Origin of the sequence: Mangrovicoccus sp. HB161399 (assembly GCF_013184745.1) — a bacterium.
In the GTDB taxonomy this organism is placed as follows: Bacteria; Pseudomonadota; Alphaproteobacteria; order Rhodobacterales; family Rhodobacteraceae; genus Mangrovicoccus.
In genome coordinates, this window is record NZ_JAATVU010000001.1 from 59,413 (window position 1) to 81,273 (window position 21,861).

18 protein-coding genes and 1 tRNA gene are annotated in these 21,861 nt (G+C 68.3%); 10 read left to right on the forward strand and 9 right to left on the reverse strand.

What is annotated here, in order from left to right; translation table 11 throughout:
• Nucleotides 1-52: 52 nt before the first annotated feature.
• Nucleotides 53-1,267: a cytochrome b/b6 domain-containing protein gene (locus tag HCC78_RS00285; RefSeq protein WP_172326735.1), complete on the forward strand. Its 1,215-nt coding sequence runs from the start codon at nucleotides 53-55 to the stop codon at nucleotides 1,265-1,267.
• A 39-nt stretch (nucleotides 1,268-1,306) separates the two neighbouring features.
• Here the strand turns inward: HCC78_RS00285 and HCC78_RS34660 are convergent, their stop codons facing one another.
• Together HCC78_RS34660 and HCC78_RS00295 are read right to left on the reverse strand one after the other, a co-directional pair.
• Nucleotides 1,307-2,038 (reverse strand): MarR family transcriptional regulator, encoded by a 732-nt coding sequence (locus tag HCC78_RS34660; protein ID WP_216670976.1) that lies wholly within the window; start codon nucleotides 2,036-2,038, stop codon nucleotides 1,307-1,309.
• A tRNA-Leu gene (locus HCC78_RS00295) sits at nucleotides 2,009-2,095 on the reverse strand. The genes HCC78_RS34660 and HCC78_RS00295 overlap by 30 nt, the downstream gene beginning before the upstream one ends.
• Nucleotides 2,096-2,232: 137 nt before the next feature.
• Here HCC78_RS00295 and lipB point away from each other — a divergent pair.
• Nucleotides 2,233-2,901: a lipoyl(octanoyl) transferase LipB gene (gene lipB, locus HCC78_RS00300; protein WP_172326736.1), complete on the forward strand. Its 669-nt coding sequence runs from the start codon at nucleotides 2,233-2,235 to the stop codon at nucleotides 2,899-2,901.
• Here lipB and HCC78_RS00305 read toward each other — a convergent pair.
• Together HCC78_RS00305 and HCC78_RS00310 are read right to left on the reverse strand one after the other, a co-directional pair.
• Nucleotides 2,898-3,980 carry a hypothetical protein gene (locus HCC78_RS00305; protein ID WP_172326737.1) on the reverse strand — a complete coding sequence of 361 codons (1,083 nt, stop codon included), beginning with the start codon at nucleotides 3,978-3,980 and terminating at the stop codon, nucleotides 2,898-2,900. The two genes, lipB and HCC78_RS00305, sit on opposite strands and share 4 nt — an antisense overlap.
• A 40-nt stretch (nucleotides 3,981-4,020) precedes the next feature.
• A complete protein-coding gene (locus tag HCC78_RS00310; protein ID WP_172326738.1) occupies nucleotides 4,021-4,968 on the reverse strand; it encodes a DMT family transporter in 948 nt (315 codons plus the stop codon).
• 269 nt (nucleotides 4,969-5,237) lie between these two features.
• On the opposite strand from HCC78_RS00310, the gene ctaD reads away from it, so the two are divergent.
• The 3 genes from ctaD (at nucleotide 5,238) to HCC78_RS00325 (ending at nucleotide 8,426) form a co-directional block, all read left to right on the forward strand.
• Entirely contained in the window at nucleotides 5,238-6,893 is a 1,656-nt protein-coding gene (gene ctaD / locus HCC78_RS00315) for a cytochrome c oxidase subunit I (RefSeq protein WP_172326739.1), read from the forward strand.
• Between the two features lie 198 nt (nucleotides 6,894-7,091).
• The gene (locus HCC78_RS00320; RefSeq protein ID WP_172326740.1) at nucleotides 7,092-7,649 is read left to right on the forward strand and encodes a DUF2244 domain-containing protein; all 558 of its coding nucleotides are present in this window, start codon (nucleotides 7,092-7,094) and stop codon (nucleotides 7,647-7,649) included.
• Nucleotides 7,650-7,934: 285 nt separating this feature from the next.
• On the forward strand, nucleotides 7,935-8,426 hold the full coding sequence (locus tag HCC78_RS00325) for a VPLPA-CTERM sorting domain-containing protein (protein ID WP_172326741.1): 492 nt from the start codon (nucleotides 7,935-7,937) through the stop codon (nucleotides 8,424-8,426).
• A 59-nt stretch (nucleotides 8,427-8,485) separates the two neighbouring features.
• Here the strand turns inward: HCC78_RS00325 and HCC78_RS00330 are convergent, their stop codons facing one another.
• Nucleotides 8,486-8,962 carry a GatB/YqeY domain-containing protein gene (locus HCC78_RS00330; RefSeq protein WP_172326742.1) on the reverse strand — a complete coding sequence of 159 codons (477 nt, stop codon included), beginning with the start codon at nucleotides 8,960-8,962 and terminating at the stop codon, nucleotides 8,486-8,488.
• Nucleotides 8,963-9,086: 124 nt separating this feature from the next.
• Here HCC78_RS00330 and carA point away from each other — a divergent pair, with 124 nt between their 5' ends.
• Nucleotides 9,087-10,226, forward strand: a complete 1,140-nt coding sequence (carA, locus tag HCC78_RS00335; RefSeq protein ID WP_172326743.1) for a glutamine-hydrolyzing carbamoyl-phosphate synthase small subunit — start codon at nucleotides 9,087-9,089, stop codon at nucleotides 10,224-10,226.
• Nucleotides 10,227-10,378: 152 nt separating this feature from the next.
• Nucleotides 10,379-12,316, forward strand: coding sequence for a glycosyltransferase family 2 protein (locus tag HCC78_RS00340; RefSeq protein ID WP_371743746.1), 1,938 nt, complete (start codon nucleotides 10,379-10,381; stop codon nucleotides 12,314-12,316).
• Nucleotides 12,317-13,074: 758 nt separating this feature from the next.
• Here the strand turns inward: HCC78_RS00340 and HCC78_RS00345 are convergent.
• Nucleotides 13,075-14,199, reverse strand: coding sequence for an NADH:flavin oxidoreductase (locus HCC78_RS00345; protein WP_172326745.1), 1,125 nt, complete (start codon nucleotides 14,197-14,199; stop codon nucleotides 13,075-13,077).
• Nucleotides 14,200-15,352: 1,153 nt separating this feature from the next.
• Here HCC78_RS00345 and HCC78_RS34665 point away from each other — a divergent pair.
• Nucleotides 15,353-16,183, forward strand: a complete 831-nt coding sequence (locus tag HCC78_RS34665) for a transposase (RefSeq protein ID WP_371743747.1) — start codon at nucleotides 15,353-15,355, stop codon at nucleotides 16,181-16,183.
• 444 nt (nucleotides 16,184-16,627) lie between these two features.
• A complete protein-coding gene (locus tag HCC78_RS00355; RefSeq protein WP_172326747.1) occupies nucleotides 16,628-17,005 on the forward strand; it encodes a helix-turn-helix domain-containing protein in 378 nt (125 codons plus the stop codon).
• Between the two features lie 977 nt (nucleotides 17,006-17,982).
• On the opposite strand, the gene HCC78_RS00360 is transcribed toward HCC78_RS00355, so the two are convergent.
• The 3 genes from HCC78_RS00360 to HCC78_RS00370 form a co-directional block, all read right to left on the reverse strand.
• On the reverse strand, nucleotides 17,983-18,855 hold the full coding sequence (locus HCC78_RS00360) for a dienelactone hydrolase family protein (RefSeq protein ID WP_172326748.1): 873 nt from the start codon (nucleotides 18,853-18,855) through the stop codon (nucleotides 17,983-17,985).
• The gene (locus HCC78_RS00365) at nucleotides 18,840-20,507 is read right to left on the reverse strand and encodes an alpha/beta hydrolase (RefSeq protein WP_371743748.1); all 1,668 of its coding nucleotides are present in this window, start codon (nucleotides 20,505-20,507) and stop codon (nucleotides 18,840-18,842) included. Before HCC78_RS00365 ends, HCC78_RS00360 begins: the two co-directional genes overlap by 16 nt.
• A gap of 91 nt (nucleotides 20,508-20,598) precedes the next feature.
• Nucleotides 20,599-20,952, reverse strand: a complete 354-nt coding sequence (locus HCC78_RS00370) for an antibiotic biosynthesis monooxygenase (RefSeq protein WP_172326750.1) — start codon at nucleotides 20,950-20,952, stop codon at nucleotides 20,599-20,601.
• Nucleotides 20,953-21,077: 125 nt separating this feature from the next.
• On the opposite strand from HCC78_RS00370, the gene HCC78_RS00375 reads away from it, so the two are divergent.
• Complete coding sequence (locus HCC78_RS00375) at nucleotides 21,078-21,512, forward strand: MarR family winged helix-turn-helix transcriptional regulator (RefSeq protein WP_172326751.1); 435 nt, start codon at nucleotides 21,078-21,080, stop codon at nucleotides 21,510-21,512.
• Nucleotides 21,513-21,861 lie beyond the last annotated feature (349 nt).

Consider the following 21,861-nt stretch of genomic DNA (forward strand, 5'->3'; position numbering starts at 1 on the left):
ACGGCCCGTTCCGCGGTAGCTGTGGGGCACCTGTTCTTTCCGGGAGTGCCCCATGTCCGATTCTCAGCTCCGCAACACGGGCGAGCGCTATGGCAGCGTCGCCAAGTCCCTCCACTGGCTCACCGCCCTGCTGATCCTGTCCCTCTGGCCCCTGGGGCTGATCGCCCATGAATGGCCCTACGGCACGTCGGCGGAGCTGGCGGTCAAGGCGACGCTGTTCTCGGTGCACAAGACGCTCGGCGTGGCGGTGTTCTTCGTGGCGCTGGTCCGCATCCTCTGGGCGCTGGTCCAGCCGAAGCCCGGACTGCTGCATCCCGAGCGCAAGCTGGAGAGCTTCGCCGCCGAGACCGTGCACTGGGCGCTCTACGGCGCGCTGGTGCTGGCACCGCTCTCGGGCTGGATCGGCCATGCCGCCACCGAGGGCTTCGCGCCGATCTGGTGGCCTTTCGGACAGTCGCTGCCCTTCGTGCCCAAAAGCCCGGCCGTGGCGGGGCTGTTCTCCAGCCTGCATTCGGTCTTCGTCTGGGTGCTGGCCGGCGCCGTCGCGCTGCATGTCGCCGGGGCGCTCAAGCACCACCTGATCGACCGTGACGGCACGCTGCGCCGGATGCTCCCGGGACGGCCCGCAATCGACGTGCCGCCGGCCCGCCATTCCGGCGCCCCGGCCGTGGCCGCGCTGGCCGTCTGGGTTGCCGCCATCGCCGTCGGCACGCTGCAGGGCCTGCCCCGCGGCGGCGCAGGCACCGCAACGCGGCCCGCGCTGGAACAGCAGGCCAGCGACTGGACGGTTCAGCAGGGAACACTGTCGATCAGCGTACGACAGTTCGGGTCAGATGTGACCGGCAGCTTCGCCGATTGGACCGCATCGATCGCCTTCGATCCCGATGCCGGTCCCGGCCCGGCAGGCCATGCGACCGTTCAGATCGCAATACCAAGCCTGACGCTCGGCACCGTCACCGACCAGGCGATGGGTCCGGAATTCTTCGATGCGCAGGGCTTTCCCGCGGCCACCTTCGACGCCGGCCTGACCAAGCAGGAAGACGGCAGCTATCTCGCCGAGGGAACGCTCGACCTGAAGGGCGCCACGGTACCGGTCAGCCTGCCCTTCTCGCTGGACATGCAGGACGGCAAGGCGCACGCCAAGGGCGAGACAGTGATCGACCGCCGCGATTTCGCGATCGGCACGGCGAGCTACAACGACGAAGGCTCGCTTGGATTTGCGGTGAAGGTCTCCATCGATCTGACGGCCGCCCGGGCCGGGTCCTGACCGCTCTGCGGAAAGGCCCCGGCTGTGTCCTGGCCGGGGTCAGATGCGTTCGAGTTCCTCGAGCAGTTCCATCAGCACCGACAGGCGCTTGCGTCCCAGCCGGGCCTCGATGCGCGCGGAGAGAACCGCCAGGTCCTCGGCATGTTCATGAACGATGGCCTGGCCCTTGTCCGTGACCGCCAGAGTCTGGCGGCGGCGGTCGCGCAAGTCGCGGCTGCGGCTCACAAGGCCCTTTTCCAGGAGCGTCTGGATGATCCGGGTCTGGCTCGGCAGCAGAAGCCCGCATTGTTCCGAAAGCCGGGTCGCATCCATGGGCCCCTGTTCTTCCAGAACGGTGAGGATCCGCCATTGCTGTTCCGTCAGCTGCGACCGCGAAGCAAAGGCACGGATCGGAGAGATCACGCGTTCGCGGGCCCGATGGATTCGCATGTGCAGGGAATCGGATGTGCCGCCGAACAGCGGCGTGATTACGTTCATACTGGCTTCCCTTGGTAAACTACCCGTCTTGGTTATCCGGATAACAACACGGTAACGCGATGTTAATTTATTGTCTATGAATTCGAAACGAATGAACAGGGCTATCGCGGATTTCCGGGCGGAAACCGCGTACTGATTATTTTTTCGGCATGGGACTACCGCTGAAGGACAATCACGATTGTAACCTTCTACTTGCGGTTGCATCTTAACTTGAAAGAAACTGGGGCTGAGACCGGATTTGCCGAATCTCTGCCCTGTCAGGATTGGTGCGGTCGAGAAGACTCGAACTTCCACGGGAGTTACCCCACAGCGACCTCAACGCTGCGCGTCTACCAATTCCGCCACGACCGCACTGTCCTGACTGGCAGTGGCGGGTATCTACCCAAGCCGCCGGAGGGCCGCAAGAGGGGAAATGCAAGTTTTCCGACAAAAGTGGACAGCCCCCTGCGCAAGGGGTAATCGCCCCTTGAAAGACAGGAGTCCGCCCAATGTCCCTTACCTGGAAAACCTCTGAATCTCTCGTCCCTTACCCTGAGGCGCTGGCCGAAATGGAGCGGATCGCCGACGGAATCGCGCGCGGCGAAACGGACGAAACCCTGTGGCTCCTGGAGCATCCGCCGCTCTATACCGCGGGCAGCAGCGCCAATGTCCGCGACCTCGTCGATCCGGACCGCTTTCCGGTCTACGAGACGCGCCGCGGCGGGCAGTACACCTATCACGGACCGGGCCAGCGGGTGGCATATGTGATGCTTGACCTGTCCAAGCGCGGCCGCGACGTGCGGCATTTCGTGCACCAGGTCGAGGAGTGGGTGATCGCGACCCTGGCCGAGTTCAATGTCAAGGGCGAGCGCCGCGAGGGACGGGTCGGCGTCTGGGTGGTGCGGCACGACAAGCCGCTGGGCGCCGACGGACGGCCGCGCGAGGACAAGATCGCCGCGATCGGCCTGCGCATCCGCAAATGGGTCAGCTTCCACGGCCTGTCGATCAACGTGGAGCCGGACCTGTCGCATTTCTCGGGCATCGTGCCCTGCGGGATCTCCGAGCACGGCGTGACGTCGCTGGTCGATCTCGGCCTGCCGGTGACGATGGAGAATGTCGACGTCGCGCTGAAGAAGACCTTCGGCGAGGTCTTCGGCGAAGTTCCGGCAACCGCCTAGCGCACCGGCATCCAGAGCTCCATCCGGCCGAAGGGCAGGTTGCGGTAGCGGCCGCTGAGATCGATCAGCTTCGGCCGCTCGAAGCCCTCCACTGCGGCAACATCGGCGGCCAGCCGGTCCGCGCAGGGGGCCTCGTCCGGGTAGTAGAAGCGGATGTCGCCGCCGCTGCTGGCGCCCTCGGCGACCCGGGCGTCGGCCAGGCTCCAGCCCTTCGCCCTGAGCTCGTCCATGACGGCTGCATCGGCGGCCATCAGATCCCTGGACGCAACATGCGGATAGACCACGGGGCGCGCGCCCCCGGGCGGGCATGCCTCGGCAGGCCGCTCCGCGACCACCGCCTCATCCGCCGGCGCGGCCGGTTCCGCCGCGCTGTCCTCCGGCACCGGCTCGGCGGGCACAGCGGCGCCCGGCGGCGGCTGGACCTCCGGGGCCGCTCCGCCCTCTGCCATGCGCAGCCTCTGGCGCAGCTGCGCGCCGCAGGTGGTCTTCTTGTAGAGGCCCAGCGTTTCCACGCATTCCTCCGGCACGGCATGGTGCAGGAACCGCTCCCGCAGGGGGAGCGCAGCGAACATCGGTTCGAGATCCGCGTCGCACTGCACCGTGGTCGAGACCCGCGCCGACCAGTTCTCGCCGACCGCCACCTCCTGCGCGAGGGTCTCGGCCTCGGCGTGGATCGCCGCTTCGGTCAGCCCGGATTCGCGGGCGATGCGGTCGATCTCCCGCGCAAGCGCATCTGCCGCCGCCGCCAGGTCGCCGGTTCCGGCTTCGGCATCCCTGCCGGAGAGCCCCTGGCAGGAGGGCTGCGTCAGCGGCGACTGGTCCAGCGCGCTGACGCAGGCCTGCACCGCCGAGAGCGCCGCGCAATAGGCGGGCTCGGGATAGGCGTTCTCGAGATAGGTCAGCATGTAGGCGGGCTGGTTCAGGAACAGCCGCATCTGCCGCTCTGCGGTCTGGATCGCCTTCTCGTTGACGTCGAAGCGCCGCCGGATCTCGGCCTCGCGGCTGAACATGAAGCTGGACATGCCCGCGATCAGCGTCAGCATCAGCTGCCAGTTCTTGACGATATCAGCCAGCTTCACGGGCCTGCCCTCCTCCGGCGGAGTCAGGTCCAACCTAGCGTCAACCCTGCGTTGCGTCGACCCCAGCCTTGCGGGACCTGACGCCCGCGGTGCCGAGCCAGAGCGACAGCACGATCAGCGCCGCCCCCGCCGCCTGGCCCGCCGTCACTGCCTCGCCCAGCAGCGCCCAGGCCAGCGCGGCCGAGAAGACCGGGATGAGGTTGATGTAGAGCCCCGCAGCATCCGGTCCCTTGCGCCGCACGCCGTAGCCCCAGAGCAGGAAGGCCGCGAGCGCCGCGAAGAGCCCCACATAGAGGACCGCCGCCCAGGCGCGCGGCGGCAGCGCCGCGATCTCGGAATGGCCGCGCCAGAGCGCGAGCAGCGCCAGCACCGGCAGCGCGAAGAGGATAGAGGCCATCAGCGACACGTCGCCCGGCACGGTCTTGGGCACGGAGCGCAGAAGCTGGGTATAGGCCGTCCAGGCCGCCACCGCCGCCAGCAGCCACAGGTCCCCCGCGCCCAGATGCAGCCGCAGCACCGCCATCGGGTCGCCCTCGCCCAGGATCACCGCCACGCCGAGGAAGGACACCGCAACGGCCACCGCCTGCCGCGCGCTCAGCCGCGCCTTGCCGAGCAGCGCGGAGCTGGCGAGGATCAGCATCGGCATCACCGCCAGCAGGAGCGCGGCATTCGCCACCGGCGACATGGTCAGCGCCATGTAGGTCGCCTCCTGGAAGCCGACCACGCCGGTCAGCCCCAGCCCCAGGAACCACGGCCACAGCCGCGCGATCGCGGCCCGGTGCCGCCAGAGGCCGCGCGCCGTGAAGGGCAGGAAGGCGGCTGCCGCCACCAGCCAGCGCAGCAGGTTCAGCGTCTCGGGATCGAGCAGTCCCCGAATCGCACGCCCCGTCACGAAGTTGCCCGCCCACATCAGGCAGGCGCAGGCCAGTGCCGCCGCTGCCCATCCGCCGCGCGGCGCCGCCTGCGCCCCTGTCTCTGCCGCTGCCATGTCGAGATCTCCTTCCGCCCCTCCGGATACGCTCAAAGCTCCTTGAGTTCCAGCGGCTTGACCGCCCCCTGCCCGGCTTGACCCCCCTCCCGGTTCCGTGCCAGACCGGACTGCGGCAAAACGGCCGCAAACTTTTTTGCGACCTGCAGACAATCGAATATTTGTCCGGCTGCCGCTCCGGCCTTAGAACTGAACGAAAGAAAAAAACCAAACAAAACGGGTTCCGGCCGAACCGGGGCTTACTGTCTTGAATGTTTAGGGAGGCACGCATGGCAGACGCCGCCAGCGCATCGCACGAACATGACCGGAAAGGGTGGTTCACCCGATGGTTCATGTCGACAAACCACAAGGATATCGGGATCCTCTACCTCTTCACCTCCGGGGTGGTGGGACTGGTCTCGGTCATCCTGACCGTCTACATGCGCCTGGAGCTGATGCAGCCCGGCGTGCAGTACATGTGCATGGAGGGCTTCATGGCCGATCCCTGCACCCCCGACGGCCACATCTGGAACGTGATGATCACCTATCACGGCGTCCTGATGATGTTCTTCGTGGTGATCCCCGCGCTCTTCGGCGGCTTCGGCAACTATTTCATGCCGCTGATGATCGGCGCGCCGGACATGGCCTTTCCGCGGCTGAACAACCTCAGCTTCTGGTTCTATGTCGCGGGCACCTGCCTGGGCATCGCCTCGATGTTCGCGCCCGACGGGCTCGAAGGCACCGGATCGGGCGTGGGCTGGGTGCTCTACCCGCCGCTTTCGACCTCCTATCCGGGGATGTCGATGGATCTGGCGATCTTCGCGGTCCACGTCTCGGGCGCCTCGTCGATCCTCGGCGCGATCAACATGATCACCACCTTCCTCAACATGCGCGCGCCGGGCATGACGCTGCACAAGGTGCCGCTCTTCGCCTGGTCGATCTTCGTCACCGCCTGGCTGATCCTGCTGTCGCTGCCGGTGCTGGCCGGCGCGATCACCATGCTGCTGACCGACCGCAACTTCGGGACCACCTTCTTCAATCCCTCGGGCGGCGGCGACCCGATCCTCTACCAGCACATCCTGTGGTTCTTCGGCCATCCGGAAGTCTACATCATCATCCTGCCGGGGTTCGGCCTAATCTCCCACGTGATCGCGACCTTCTCGAAGAAGCCGATCTTCGGCTACCTGCCGATGGTCTACGCCATGGTCGCCATCGGCGTTCTGGGCTTCGTCGTCTGGGCGCACCACATGTACACCGTCGGCCTCAGCCTGACGCAGCAGAGCTACTTCATGCTGGCCACGATGGTGATCGCCGTGCCCACCGGGGTGAAGGTGTTCAGCTGGCTCGCGACGATGTGGGGCGGATCGGTGGAGTTCAAGACGCCGATGCTCTGGGCGATGGGCTTCCTGTTCCTCTTCACCATCGGCGGCGTGACCGGCGTGGTGCTGAGCCAGGCCGGCATCGACCGGGCCTACCATGACACCTATTACGTCGTGGCGCATTTCCACTACGTGATGAGCTTGGGCGCGGTGTTCTGCATCTTCGCGGGCGTCTACTACTGGATCGGCAAGATGTCCGGGCGGCAATACCCGGAGCGGCTGGGCAAGATCCATTTCTGGATGATGTTCATCGGCGCCAACATGACCTTCTTCCCGCAGCACTTCCTCGGCCGGCAGGGCATGCCGAGGCGCTACATCGACTATCCGGAGGCCTTCGCCACCTGGAACATGGTCTCCTCGATCGGCGCCTTCATCAGCTTCGCGTCCTTCGTCCTGTTCATCTACATCGTCTACGTGACCCTGACCAAGGGCGAGCGGGTGACGGCGAAGAACTACTGGAACGAATACGCCGACACGCTGGAATGGACCCTGCCGACCCCGCCGCCGGAGCACACCTTCGAGCAGCTGCCGAAGCAGTCCGACTGGGACAAGGGCCACGCCCACTGATCCGGCGACCGGACCGGAAACGCAATCCACGGGGGCTTCCGCGAAAGCGGGAGCCCTTTTCCGTCGAAGCTCCTGCCGCGGCGCTCCAGCCCGGCGCGGGCGCAGCGCTCCCGGAATTGCCAGACGAATGCGCCCCGGCTAGTCTCGGACCATGGCTGGCGGGACGGGCCTCCAGCCCAAAGGTCTGCTATTTCGCCGATGCCCTATCTCTGGCTGAATGAAACAGGATCTCCGCCGGAGATCTCGAAGGCGTCCTTCCTCGCGGATGGCGAGCCGCCCCTGGCCCGGCTGAAGCTCTCCGCGCACAGCTCGCTTTCCGCCAAGGGGTTCGTGATCGTCATCGCGACGATGTTCGCCTTCGCGCTGGTGCCGCTGCTGTCGGTTCTGGGTTCGCCGGTCTTCTGGCCGCTCCTGCCCTTCGTCATGGGCGCGCTGGGGCTGCTGTGGTGGGCGCTGAAACATTCCTGGGCGGACAAGGACGTGCAGGAGGAGCTGTCGATCTGGACCGACCGGGTCAAGCTGCGCCACTGCCCGGCGCGCGGCCCGGTGAAAACCTGGGAGGCCAACACCTACTGGGCGGCGGCGCATCTGCACCCGCGGCGGGGGCAGCACCGCAACTACATCACGCTGACCGGCGGCGAAGACGGGCGCGAGGTCGAGCTGGGCAGTTTCCTGACCGAGACGGAGCGCGCGCTGCTGCATCCCCAGCTGCGCCGCCTGCTGGAAAGCGCGGCCGCCTCCGACCTGCCGCTCTGACCCGCGCCAACCCTGCGCCGGATAACGGAAAACCTGCCGCCAGCGTGCGTTTTGTCACGGAGATGTCCAGGGCATCCGGAATAGGGTCCCGGCAGACATCGAGTGATATTCTCGGTCATTGTCTTCTGGAGTTCCCATGACCATTCGAGCGACCATCGCCGCTGCCGCCGTTTTCGCCAGCGCCGCCATTTCCGGTGCTCCGCCGCGACCTTTTCCGTCACATTCACGGATTTCCGGCTGGGCTCGCCCGGCAACCCCGGCAGCGACGTCCAGGCCTCCTCATCCATGGATGCCTTCGAGGCCACCACCGAGGCAAGCTTTCCGAGGGTCCTCGACTATCTGGACACGCCCTTTCCTGACATTACCCTGACGCTGGACGGCTTGGACTTCGAGCCCGGCGGACGGTCCTACAGCCTTTCCGGAGGGCCACTCGCAAAGGCCGGTTTCCTGTTCTTCGGAGAGCGGAACGAAGGCGGCGACAACTGGCAGGAAGCCTCGGTGAACCTTTCCTTCTCGGCCGCGCAGATCGCCGCCATCAACGGCAGCCCGGCCGGGACGATGCTGGATCTGCAGGTCGAGGTCGGCCTCTATACCGAATTCTGGAACCGGTCCACCTGGACGCGCTACGCCCCCGACCAGTCGGTGACGGGCTACGCGACAGCCCGCATCACTGTGCTGAGCTCGGACGTGGCCGCTGTGCCGCTGCCGGCCGCGCTGCCGCTGCTGGGCGCGGGGCTGGCCGGACTTGGCCTGATGCGCCGCCGCAGCGCCGCCTGAGTCTCAAAGACGCCCGCGGTTGGACCGCGGGCGTCTCTGAATCGGGTTTCCGGGACGGATCAGCCGAGCTTGGCACGCACCAGCGGGCCGACCTCGCCGAAGTCCATCTGGCCGGCATATTTCGCCTTCAGCGCCGCCATCACCTTGCCCATGTCACGAAGCGAATCGGCGCCGGTCTCGGCAATCGCCTTGTCGACCGCGGCCGCCTGTGCCTCGGCAGAGAGCTTGGCGGGCATGAATTCCTCGATGATCTCGATCTCGCCGCGCTCCTGCTCGGCAAGCTCCAGCCGCCCGCCCTCTTCGTAGACGCGCGCGCTTTCCTGGCGCTGCTTCACCATCTTGCCGAGGATCGCCAGCACCTTGTCGTCCGACAGGGGCTGCGGTTCGGCATCGCCCGGCGTGGCCGAGCGGACGGCGATCTCCGTATCCTTGATCGCGGCATTGATCAGCCGCAGGGTAGAAAGCCGTACGGCGTCCTTGTCCTTCATCGCCTGCTTGAGGCTTTCGCCTACGCGGGCCTTGAGGTCCTTGCCCATCGTCCATCCCCTGATGTCTGTGGTCCGCGGGCCTATACTGCATTGCAGCTTCGGCACGCAACCCTGCTTGCAGAGGCTTGCCGTTAGGCTTATCTGACCGAGGATTTGCCGATAGGAGTCGCCCATGCCCACGCCCACAGCCTGTCTCGCCCTCGCCGATGGTACCCTGTTCTACGGACACGGGATCGGCGCGACCGGAACCTGCGTGGCGGAGCTGTGCTTCAACACCGCCATGACCGGCTACCAGGAAATCATGACGGACCCCTCTTATGCGGGCCAGGTCGTCACCTTCACCTTCCCGCATGTCGGCAATGTGGGCTGCACGCCGGAAGACGACGAATCCGCCGACCCGGTCGCGGCGGGCCTCGTGGTGAAATGGGACCCGACCCTGCCGTCCAACTGGCGCTCCGCCCAGACCCTGTCCGAATGGCTGGCCGCGAAGGGCCGCATCGGCATCGCCGGGGTCGACACCCGCCGCCTGACCCGCGCGATCCGCGCCCAGGGCGCGCCGCATGTCGCGCTGGCCCATGATCCGAACGGCAATTTCGACATCGAGGACCTTGTCCGCCAGGCGCGCAGCTTCCAGGGCCTGGTCGGGCTGGATCTGGCCAAGGACGTCACCTGCGCCCAGTCCTACCGCTGGGACGAGACCCGCTGGGCCTGGCCGGACGGCTTCGGCAAGCGCGAGGGCGCCGCCCCCAAGGTCGTGGCGATCGACTACGGCGCGAAACGCAACATCCTGCGCTGCCTTGCCGATGCAGGCTGCGACGTGACGGTTCTGCCGGCCACCGCGACCGCCGAGGACGTGCTGGCGCAGAACCCGGACGGCGTCTTCCTGTCGAACGGGCCGGGCGATCCCGCCGCCACCGGCACCTACGCCGTGCCGATGATCAAGGGCGTGCTGGAGAAGAACCTGCCGATCTTCGGCATCTGCCTCGGCCACCAGATGCTGGCCCTCGCCCTCGGCGCCAAGACCGTGAAGATGAACCACGGCCATCACGGCGCCAACCATCCGGTGAAGGATCTGGAAACCGGCAAGGTCGAGATCACCTCGATGAACCACGGTTTCACCGTCGACAGCCAGTCGCTGCCCGCGGGCGTGCTGGAGACCCATGTCTCGCTGTTCGACGGCTCCAACTGCGGCATCCGCATGGCCGACCGCCCGGTCTTCTCGGTGCAGTACCACCCCGAGGCCTCCCCGGGCCCGCAGGACAGCTTCTACCTGTTCGAGCGCTTCCGCGCCGCGATGGAACCCGCGGCCTGACGCCGCCCTGCCTCCCGCTCCGGCGGGAGGCGCCCAGGTCCGGAATTCCAGCAGTTCCAGACTGTTAGTCCGTGAAAACCAATTCATCTTAAAGGCGATTTAACTTATTTCGGGCAAATCCCGGTCCATTCCTTGCGACAGGACTGGACAGGATGGCCTTGGTGCCGATCAGATCAGCCGGGCCGGCCGGCAGCGCGGAACCGCGCGGGGACCAGCCGCCCGGGCGGCCGCGGATCGGCGAGCTGCTGCGGGCCAGCGGCCTCGCTGACCAGGCCCTGATAGACGAAGCCCTCGCACTTCACCGCTCTGCAGACCTCCGCCTCGGCGAGGCGCTCATGGCCACCGGCGCGCTGGAGCGCAGCCAGGTCGCCCGCCTGCTCGAAACCCAATGGGGCGCCCGCCATGTCGACCTGCGCGCCGCGCCTGCCGACCGGCGGCTGGTCGACCGGATCGGCGCCGTCGACTGCCTGCGCATGGCCGCCCTGCCCTGGCGCCGCATCGGCAGCGCCACGGTCATCGCCACCGAGGATCCGGCCCGCTTCCCCGAGATCCGCGAACGGATGGAGGCGTTGTTCGGTCCCGTGATGATGGCGCTGGCGGCCCCGGGCGAGGTCGGCGCCGCGATTGCGCACTCCCATGCAGGCGAGCTCGCCGCACGGGCCGAGACACGGGTGGCGCGAAGCCTGTCCTGCCGGGTCTGGCGCAGCGGCCCGTTCCGCACCGGCAGCGCAGCGGCGGCCGCCGCCTGCCTGCTGCTCGGCGCGCTCTCGCTGCCCTGGCTCCTCGCCGCCCTGCTCGCGCTCGCCTGCATCAGCCTGGCGGCGCAGACCGTGCTGAAATGCGCCGCGCTCTTCGCCCGGCCGCTCCCGCCGCAGGGCGCCGAGATCCTCGAGCTGCACGGCGACGTCACGCCCGGACGGCTACCAGTCATCTCGCTGCTCGTCCCGCTCTACCGGGAGGACCGCATCGCCGCGCAGCTGGTGCGGCGGCTGGAGCGGCTGGACTATCCGGCGGCGCTGCTCGATGTCTGCCTTGTGGTCGAGGCCGATGACGCCGTGACCCACGCCACCTTGGCCGGGACCGAGCTGCCCTTCTGGATGCGGGTGCTGACCGTCCCGGACGGCCAGCTGAAAACCAAGCCTCGGGCGATGAACTACGCGCTGGATTTCTGCCGCGGTAGCATCGTCGGCATCTACGACGCCGAGGACGCGCCGGACCCAGCCCAGCTGCGCCAGGTGGCCGAACGTTTCGCCGCTGCCGGTCCCCGCGTCGCCTGCCTGCAGGGCTGCCTCGATTTCTACAATACCGGGCTCAACTGGATGTCGCGCTGCTTCACCATGGAATACGCCGCCTGGTTCCGGGTGATGCTGCCCGGCGTGGCGCGGCTGGGCCTGGCGGTGCCGCTCGGCGGGACGACGGTGTTCTTCCGCCGCGGCGTGCTCGAATCCCTCGGCGGCTGGGACGCGCACAACGTCACCGAGGATGCCGATCTGGGAATCCGACTGGCGCGGGCGGGCTATGTCACCGAGATCCTCGAGATGACCACCTGGGAAGAGGCCAATTGCGTGCCCTGGCCCTGGATCAAGCAGCGTTCGCGCTGGCTGAAGGGCTATGCGATGACCTATGCGGTCCACATGCGGCGGCCGCTGCTCCTGTGGCGGGAACTGGGCGCCCGGCGCTTCTGGGGCTTCCAGGCCATGTTCCTCGGCACGCTGGTGCAATTCTCGCTGGCGCCGCTGCTGTGGTCGCTCTGGGTGATCCCCTTCGGGCTGGCGCACCCGGTGCGCGAGGTCGTGCCGGAGCCGATGATGGCTGCGATGGCGCTGTTCTTCGGGCTGAGCGAGCTGGTGATGGCCGGGATGGCGGGGCTCGCGCTGCACCGGACCGGACGGCTGAGGCTGCTGCCCTGGATGCTCACGCTGCCGGCCTATTTCTTCCTGGCCAGCGCCGCGGCCTACAAGGCGTTCAGCGAAATGCTCTACAAGCCGTTCTACTGGGACAAGACCCAGCACGGCAAGTTCGGCGGCGCGATCTCCGGGGGCGCCGCGCTCCGGCTGATCCGCGGCAGCTCCCGCCGCGCCGCGGCCTGATCCCGCCCAGCAGGCAAACCCGCTCCCGCTGCGCGGAACGGCCAGCCAATGCCCACGGCAAGGGCCTGCAGGTGCTCGGCGCCCACGGCCGCGCCTGGATGCCCGCCCGCATGGATCGGACATGGTTGCAGGCAACCTTGCCGTGCTCGCAGCCGGTGGCGGCGGGGTCGGCGGCACGCCGGAACGCGCCTCTGCGCACGGATTTTCTGCTCTGACACAGCCGCAACGGCCGCCAGCTGGCTTGTCGGTCGGGGCTGCAGGCGCCCCGAACGGACCCTGAACTATCGGTCTCATGCCGCCTCCGGAGCGTGGACGCCCAGCCGAAATTCGTGGGCCGCGCACGGGAAGGCTTTCGGCAGGAGCTCCGGATCGGACCGCCTCCGGGAGCAGCTGTTGCAGAAGAACCGAGGGGACAGATAGGCCGGGACAGGCGGCAAGCGGCGAGGCCTCCCGTCTCCGCACGGCCGAAAATCGGCTGCATCCACCGTAACCTCGGGCGCCCTGAAGAGATCGGGGACCGCGGCAGGTCTCCCGCCAAGCGGGGAATCAATGCAGGCAACAGCCACGGGTCGAAGACGGCAACGGCGTCGCCACACCCGCAGCAACCGCGCGCAGAACACAGCGGACAGCCGGGCGTCACGTGCAAATGGCACAGGCCGACGACGCGCGCTGCGGGACGCCCGGACCGGCCCCAATACGCTGGTCCGGGCCGGGCCGAGGCAGGCAGGGGGCCGGGATCGGCCCCCGCCCGCGCCGGATCAGGCGAGCACGCCCAGCGAAGCCGGATCGAAGCCGCCGATCTCTTCCGCCGCGCCGCGCTTGACCTTCCCGGCCCAGTCCGCGTCGCTCAGCAGCACCCGGCCGACCGCAATCAGGTCGAATTCGTCGCGCTCCATCCGCTGGACCAGCTTGCCAAGCGGGCTCGCGCCGGCCGCCTGGCCGCTGAAGGCGCCGAAGAAATCGCCGTCGAGACCGACCGAGCCCACGCTGATCGTCGGCTTGCCGAGCAGCTTCTTCGTCCAGCCGGCGAAGTTCAGCCCGTCCTCGCCGTCGAGTTCCGGGAATTCCGGCTCCCAGAAGCGGCGCTGCGAGCAGTGGAACACGTCCACCCCGGCATCGGAGAGCGGGCCGAGCCAGGCCTCAAGCGCAGCCGGATCGGCGGCCAGCTTGACCGCGTAATCCTGCTGCTTCCACTGGCTGACGCGCAGGATCACCGGGAAGTCCGGGCCAACCGCGGCACGCACCGCCTTGACGATCTCAAGGGCGAAGCGCGACCGCTCCTGCAAGGATTTGCCGCCCCAGCCGTCGGTGCGCAGGTTGGTGCCTTCCCAGAAGAACTGGTCGATCAGGTAGCCATGCGCGCCATGGAGCTCGGCCACGTCGAAGCCCAGCCGCTTGGCATCGGCCGCCGCCGAGGCGAAGGCGGCGATCGTATCGGCGATGTCCTCCTCGGTCATCTCGACGCCGCGCTTGTCGCCCGGGCCCACGAGGCCCGAGGGGCTTTCCACCGGCGCCTCAGGCTGCCATTCGCCGCCGCGGGTCGAGCCGGTATGCCAGATCTGCGGGCCCATCTTCCCGCCCTCGGCGTGGACGGCATCGATCACGCCCTTCCAGCCGTCGAGCGCCGCGCCGTGGAAGAACGGAATGCCCGGCAGGTTGCGCGAGGCCGGACGGTCGACCACCGTGCCCTCGGACAGGATCAGCCCGACTTCACCGGCCACGCGCTTGGCGTAGTACTCGGCATTGGCCGCGCCGGGGATGCCCTCGGGGGCCATGCCGCGCGTCATCGGCGCCATGACGATCCGGTTCTTCAGCTCCAGGCCCTTGAGGGCGAAGGGGCGGAACAGGGCCTCGGTGCCGGTGGCGATGTTGTCAAGGGACATGTCGGTCCTCTCCTAGATTGCTGCGTTGCAGCTAAGGTATCTTTCGGATACCTGAGTTCAAGAAGGCACCTTTCCTGCCCCAGGTCACCCCAAGGATACCGCAATGGACGGCGCCGTGGCGGGGCCCGCGAGGCGATGCCAAGATACTGTAACATTTGATTTTCGGAATAATTTCTTCACTGGCTCTCCGCGCTGAAGGCCAATGCCCTTGGACGATCCGGTCCCACTTCCGTTGCGTGCAGCGTTGTCCCGAGTGGGCTGGGCTCCTGGGAAACCGGCCGACCTGTGATCCTGCGAAGTGGAATCTCAGCTTCAGGGCCGAGAGACAGCAGGGTGTCGCGAAGTTGACCGGCCCTGACGATGAGCCGCGGGTCACGGACCGGCTGGAGAACATCCGCAGGAAGGGCGGGCGGCAGGCCCATCCATGAGGTCTGGCTGATGCCGGTGGCCTTTCCCAGGACGCAGGAGGTCCGCCCGCTCCGGGCGTCCGGGAGTCCATTCTCGCCCCCCGGCAATGGTCCAGATGCCGGCTGCACCCTCGGGAGCGGTGCAGGCGGCCGCGCTCGGAGCCCGCAGTGCAGCGCTGCGCGCGGCCGGGGTGACGCTGGCGGTCATCGCCGGTCTTCGGAGACGATCCGGATTGCGAAGCCGGGAACCGGCACCGGGTTCACGAGGACCGAAGCGAACATGGCGTTGCCAGAGCGTGTTGAAATGCCGGCAGACGGTGACCGTGCGCGCGCAGTGCTGGCCCGCACGGCAGAGCGGAGCATGGACTGCGAGCGCGGGCCGATCAGACCGGGGGACCCGATCGCAGCAAGAATGAGGCGGAAGAGCGGAGCCGTGCCGCGAAGGCGTCCGCTTGCCGCCGCGGACAGTCCAGCGCCTCAGGTGCCGCGGGCGGGACCGGGAAACCCATGTCGGCAGGATCGCTCCGGAAATCCGCAAGCCGGGCAGGCGCATCTATTTTCCGGGCTTCCCGGGCCGTGCAAGACTGCCGGGACGCCCCGAGAGGCGCACGCCATTGCCTTCTTTCCGATGGTGGACATAGGCCTCGTTGAGCGAGCCGAGTCCGCCATTGGCCAGTGGTCAATCTGCCCAAGGCCATGGGCGCTGGCGGCATGCCGGAGACCCGGGCCAGCCGCCTGCGCGGCAGATGGACAGGCGCGCAGACGCGTTCCTGTCAAGGCCGGTTGAGGCGCCGGACCCCATTTGGCGCTCGAAGCGACCGATCTCACCGCCCCACGGGCGGGCGCGCTGCCATTGTCCCTCAGCCCATGAGCGCGAACTACGCCGGCCGGGCAAGTCCGTGACACTCGCCCCGGCCGCGAACGCTGTCGGCAAGCGCGAGAGGCTGGGCGCGGCAACCAGCCGGCCGGAAGCAGAGACGTCCGGGACGGAGTTCCTGCGCTCTCTGGCCGACTGCGGCCTGCAAGGCGTGAAATTGGTGATCCCACGCTCACTTCGCGGGCGCGGCGCCGTCATGCACCGCGTCTCGAGCGCCTCCCAACGGCGCTGCCCGTTCATTCGATGCAGAACGCCCCGGCCAAGAGCGCACGTCCGTGGCGGCGATGCTCAAGACGGTCTTCGTGCAGGCGGCCGATGCCCAGCGGGACATCGTTGCCGATGCGCCAAAGGCAAGGCAGCCGAGGCCCGGCAAACTGATGAACGGCGCCCGCCAGGAGGTTCTGGCCTGCACGGGGCTCCGCCCGTTCTGCCTTGGACCGCCTCCCGGACTGTTCGCCGCCGCGCGGACTGGCGCGATCTCCCAGCGAACCCAGGACCCAGATCGTGGCAGCGAACCCGCTGGGACGTGTGGACCGCGAGATCAAGGGCCAGGCGCGCACCATTGGCGCGCGGGCACTCCTTCGGGTCCTGGAAGTCCTGCCCTTGCTCCCCGACATGCCGCCATCAACCGTCTCGTCGACGCATTCATGCTGAAGGCGAACGGCGAGTGTGCCGCCGCAGGCAGATGCATGTCGCTTGAAGCCCTTCCCGTGCGATCGTCGCCCAGAACACCAGGCTGCCCGCCGTGGCGACCTGATCAGATCCGGACCTCCCGGAAGGTCCGCGAACCTTGCCTCGCACAGGGGCACGATCCGGCCTGCGTGGCGCAAAGCCGGAACTCCTCGGTGCGCACGAGGGCATCACGGCCGCAATGGCGCGCGTCTGCCAGGCGGAGCCCTGGATTTCCCGATTTCCGGGGAGGCGAAAGACGGCAAGCCGCGGAAGATCGGGAATTTTCGCAACCTGATTGCAATGCGGCGGGCCCGGCCTGGCGAAGGGCAGAACAATGTTCCGATACCAAGGCGATGTCGCCAAGGGACATGTCGCCTCCCTCCCCGTTGCAGCGTTGCGGCCCAGGTATCTTTCGGATACCTGGGTGCGACGAGGAACCATTTCCACCCCAGGCCACCCGGAGGATACCGCCATGGACGGCACCTGCATGATCCGCTTCTCGGCCGATTGCGAATGCCGCGTTCTCTTCGACGAGATCGCGGACAAGTGGTCGATGATGATCCTCACCGTGCTGGAGCCCGCGCCGCACCGCTTCAACGAGCTGAAGCGCTGCCTCGAGGGCGTCTCGCAGAAATCGCTGACCCAGTCGCTGCGCAAGCTGGAGCGCAACGGCCTCGTGTCGCGGGAGGTGCTCGACACCTCGCCGGTCTCGGTGCGCTACGACCTGACCGATCTGGGCCGCTCGCTGCTGCCGCCCTTCAAGGCGCTCTACAAATGGACCTGGGAGAGCCTGCCGCAGGTCGAGGCGGCGCGCGGCGCCTATGATGCGCGGGTGTCTCCCCGGACCTGAAAAATCTCTCCGGACGGGGCATTCCCGCATCTCCCTGTGCGAAATGGCACGGTCCGATGGCGGCGCATCGGCTAGCTTGGCCCGGACACGACCCGGCCGCGGCGCCCGCCCTGCCGACCGGATTCCAGCGTCCCGCACGCTCCTGGCGCGCGGCCCAGAAGGGGGAGACATTGCGGCATGGCAAAGGCGGCCAGTTTATCCGGGATTTCGGGCGCTCCGGGCGGGTCGGAGAGCCTCGGCATCTGCCTCCTGCACCTACGCGGGCAGGAACATCCGGTCGACGGCAGCGCATTGACGGCATCGCGCGCGCCGGTGGCCAAGACCATGGACGGCCAGTCCGGCGGGCGGCCGGTCGATCTCCCGGGGGCATCCCCCGTCAGCCGTGCCGATCGCGACGGCACCGGCCCCCTGGCGGGCGGCAGCGCTGCAGCCACTGCCGGCGCCTCGATGATCTCCGGCGCCATCCCGCGCTCCGTCGGCTTGGACCCGCTGCAGGGCGGCAGGGGCCGCATCGGATTGCCGGCGCCCCCGCGCGGAACCGGGGACAGCCCCGCCGGCGCCGTCCGGTGGCTGATCCGCGACCAGTCCTTCAAGCATATCGGCGAGCGGCGCCCCGAGGCAGCCGACGCGGGCTTCGTTGGCGATGGCAGCCTGCCGGAAGGCGGCGGCGCGGACGGCACCATGTCCGGCAATACTGGCGGCGGCGCCGTCCTTCCGGGCGGCGCGAACGCGCTGCGCTGTGGCCGCACAGGCGAGAATGCCGTCCGGGACTCCGGCAGCAGCGCGGGCAGCCGGATCATGGCCAACGGCCGATGCGCAGCCGAGCGGGCAGAGCTTCCGGCGATGATCATGACCCGTGCCGGTGACCGCGGGAACGCGGCCCAAGTTCCGGGCCGCGGCAGCGGGACCCTCGTTTTGGGGATGCCACGGCCCGGTTGCCGGAGGGCGATTTGGCCTTCTACCGAGGAGCCCGCCTCCTACCTGGAACGGCCGGGAAGCCCGGCGAGGAAGGCCCCGACCTCTTCCCGGGCGCGGTCGCGCAGCCCGGCATCGAAGACCAGCGAGGACAGGAAGGATTTCTCCCGCTGGTCGAACCCGTGATCGGCCTCCGCGAATTCGCGGACCGAAATCCGGGCGCCCTGCCCGGCAAGAGACCCGGCCAGCTTCCGGCAGGCCGGCGTGCTGATGATGGTGTCGTGTCCCCCGAGGATCATCAGCACAGGCGGCGCGGAGTCCCACGGGCTCCGCGCCGACCCGTTCAGGGCCCCGCAATAAGGATAGAGCAGCACCGCGCCGCGGATCCCCGCCAGAAGCTCCGCCGGCGGCGTCTCCCAGGCCTTGATCCCCGCAGGCAGCGCGGGCGCCATCAAGTCGGCCAGCGCCTCCATCGCCGTCCAGCCGCCATGCGAGGCGCCGAAGAGCAGCACGTTGTCCCCGTCGAGCGCCGGATCGGCCCGAACCGCCTCCAGCGCCGCCACCAGGTCGCCCGCCCGCTCCGCCCCGGGCAGAACCTGCCCGGCACAGACCAGCCGCCAGCTTTCCAGCTTGTCGAGCCCGCGCGGCCCGTGGCTGTCGAGGATGAGGCCGGCATAGCCCAGCCCTGCAAGCTCCTCGGCCCACCAGTACATGTTGTCGTGCACCCCGTCGCAGCCCGAAAGCAGGATCGCCACCGGATGCGGCGCGCCCTGCCCGTCCGGCATGAAATGCGCTGCGGGCGCCAGCCGGGCGATGCGGTCCTGCAGCGTGCCGGACTCGAAGGCGATCCCGGCGCGGTTGCGCAGCGTGTTGGCCCCGGCCAGCAGCACCAGCACGGCCAGGACCCCGGCGGTCCAGATCAGCGCGCGGCGCACCCCTGCTGCACCTCCGCGTCGCAGAAGGCGGTCAGCCGCGCGCTTTCCCCGGGGCTCCAGTTCGCCGGTTCGGTCAGCTCGGCCCAGGCCAGCACGTAGTCCGGCAGGTAATAGGCATGGCCGTGGCCGCCCGGCACCGACATCGCGATCGCCATGTCCATCGCCATCTGGAACTGCGTCACCACGGGGATGAAGCGGAAATTGGGCGAGACGTCGGGCGCCAGCGGCTCGCGCATCCAGTCCGAGGGCCGCCAGGTGGAGGCCGGGTCGTAGAACACGATCGCGTCGGTGGAATACTGCAGGAAGATCACCCGCAGGTTCCGCCAGGGCGCGTAGTCGCGGTCGAGACCGCCGTAGTGGGACATGAAGCGCACCGCCTCGCCGTCGGCCAGCACCGGCAGGATCTCGGGGCTGCCCTCGTCGCGGTTGCGCGTGGCGCGGTTCCACAGGTCCGACGGGAAGGGCGGACCGGCCCAGAAGGCGCCCGAAATCGGGTCGTTCGCCATGCGGAATCCGTTGACGCCGTACATCGAGGACCAGGCGCCGAGGCTCAGCCCGTGGATGTAGAATTTCGGACGGCTGACGGGCGGCAGGTCACGCCAGTAGTCGTGGATCACCCGGATCGTGGCCTCCGCCTGGTCGAGGCCGGACCGGGTCTCGAAGATCAGCGCGGCGGGCGACTGCATGAAGGAATACTGCACCGCGACCGAGGCCGTGTCGCCGTCATGCATCATCTCGACAGCGTCGAAGGAGCCGGGATCGAGCCAGCCGGTGCCGGTGGGGCTGGCGACGATGAGGATCTTGCGCTCGAAGGCGCCCTGCCGGATCAGCTCGGACAGCGCGATGCGGGCGCGGATCTCGGGGTCGTCATTCTGCGCGCGGCCGACATAGACGCGGATCGGCTCCTTGGCGGGACGGCCCGTGAATCCGCTGATCCGCGCGGCATCGACGCCATCCGCGATGAAATTCCGCCCCGGCTTGCCGAGCGCGCCCCAGGAGACCAGGGACTCGGCGCTGCCGGTCTTCATCGGGTCCTCCGGCGCGGGCCGCTCGGGATCGAACAGCCGCTGCGCAGTCTCGAAGGATTCGTCCATCACCGCGACCAGCCGGTCCACCAGCCCGTCGCGGGTCAGGAAGAACATCGCCAGCACGACGATCAGCAGGCCCAGCACGTTGGCGGCGCCCTGCGGCATGACATGGGTCAGGCGGCGGCGCGCCATGTCGAAGACCCGCTGCACGGCGAGGCCGAGCAGCATCAGCACCAGGAAGATGCCCGCCGCGAGGCCGACGATGCGCAGCAGGTGCGCGCTTTCGGCGGGGGACATGTCCATGCGCAGCCGCACGTCGTCCTGCCAGATGCCGTGCTGCCAGAGCGCGTAGCCCGCCACGGCGAGCGCGGCCAGAAGCGCCGCGTCGAGGATCGCCCAGGCGGTGCGCCCGGGCAGCGCGGTCAGCCCGAGGCTGCGCCAGACCAGCAGCAGGAAGCGGCCGATCAGGTAGCCCAGCCCCATGAGCGCGCCCGAAAGCGCGCCCTGCACGATCCAGCTTCTCGGGATCATGGACGGTGTCAGCGATGCTGCCAAGAAGAGCAGCGCGGTCACCAGCGGCCAGGCCGGGAACCCGGCAATGTGCAGCTTGTCTCGGTTCGGCACGGGCCGCATCTCCGCCCTCCTCTCGTGTCCGCCCCGATCCTCGCCGGGACGGACGGATTTTTCTACCCCACAGGCATCGCCCGGCCAGCGATCAGTTGCCGCGGATCACCTGGTAGAGCGCCGGATGGATGCGCACGCCTTCGATCTGTGGGAAGACCCGCGCCTCCTGCATCGCGCGGGTAGCGGCGGCGAAGCTCTCCGGGCTTTCCCAGGTGGCGATGTTCACCAGCGGGAAATCGGCTCCCTCTCCCAGCGCGCCGTGCAGCGCGGTGGAGACGTAGCCCGGCTGTTCCTTCAGGAAATCGCGGGCGGCCTCCCAGGCCTCGATCACGCTGTCCCGCTTTCCGGCAGGGACTTCGAAGACGTTGATCAGCGTCACCTCCGCTTGGCCGGCGGCGGGCAGCAGCGACAGGGCGAGCGTGCCCAGGGCAGTTTTCGGGGTCATCGGGACATTCCTTAGCTTGCTATGTTTCCGAACGCGCCCGCCGGGCCGGCTCCGGCGAGTCGCGGATATTGGATAGCATGCTATGGAGCTATTGCATAGCCTGCTATGTAATGCGAGGAAGCGGGATGTCCTTCGACCGCAAAGCCTCGGCCGGCTATCTGGCCAACCATCTTGCCCGGCTGTTCGCCCGGGCGATCCATGCGCGGATCAAGCCGCTGGGGCTGAGCCCGGGGACCTTCCCGGCGATGCTGGAGCTCTGGGCGGAGGACGGGCTGAGCCAGCGCGAGCTGGTGGCGCGGCTCGACATCGAGCAGGCGACCATGGCCAACACGCTGTCGCGGATGGAGCGCGACGGCCTGGTGAAGCGGCTGCGGGACGAGCATGACGGGCGGCTGCAGCGGGTCTGGCTGACCGAGAAGGGCCGCGCTCTGGAGGCGCCCGCCGTTGCCGCGGCCGAGGCGGTCAACGCGCAGGCGCTCGCGGCCCTGCCGCCGGAGGAGCGGGTGCGGTTCCGCGACGCGATGGCCAAGGTGATCGCCGGTCTCCAGGGCGGCAGCTAAACCCGGCGCGGCCCGGGCGGCCGTTGCCCGGCGCCCGCAACAAAGGCGGGCACGCCGGATGAATCATCTTGTCATTGCGTTTCGAAAGTGCACAATTTCCGAACATGCCGGATTGAGGGGTTCCAGGCCCCGAGGAAAGACTGTCCGGCGCCGTTCCGCACTGCGTGACCTCCGGCTCATCTGGCAGATTGGCAGATGCAGCATGTAAAGGACCGTTCGGAGCCCGTCGCGGGTCCCGTCCATCCGTGTTGATCCAATCCCCGCGCGTCCTCTCCCTCCGACCTCGATGCGGCAGAAGGGACGTCCCTTCCCGACGTGCATGTGGCCATGCACCGACGGCGGCCCGGTC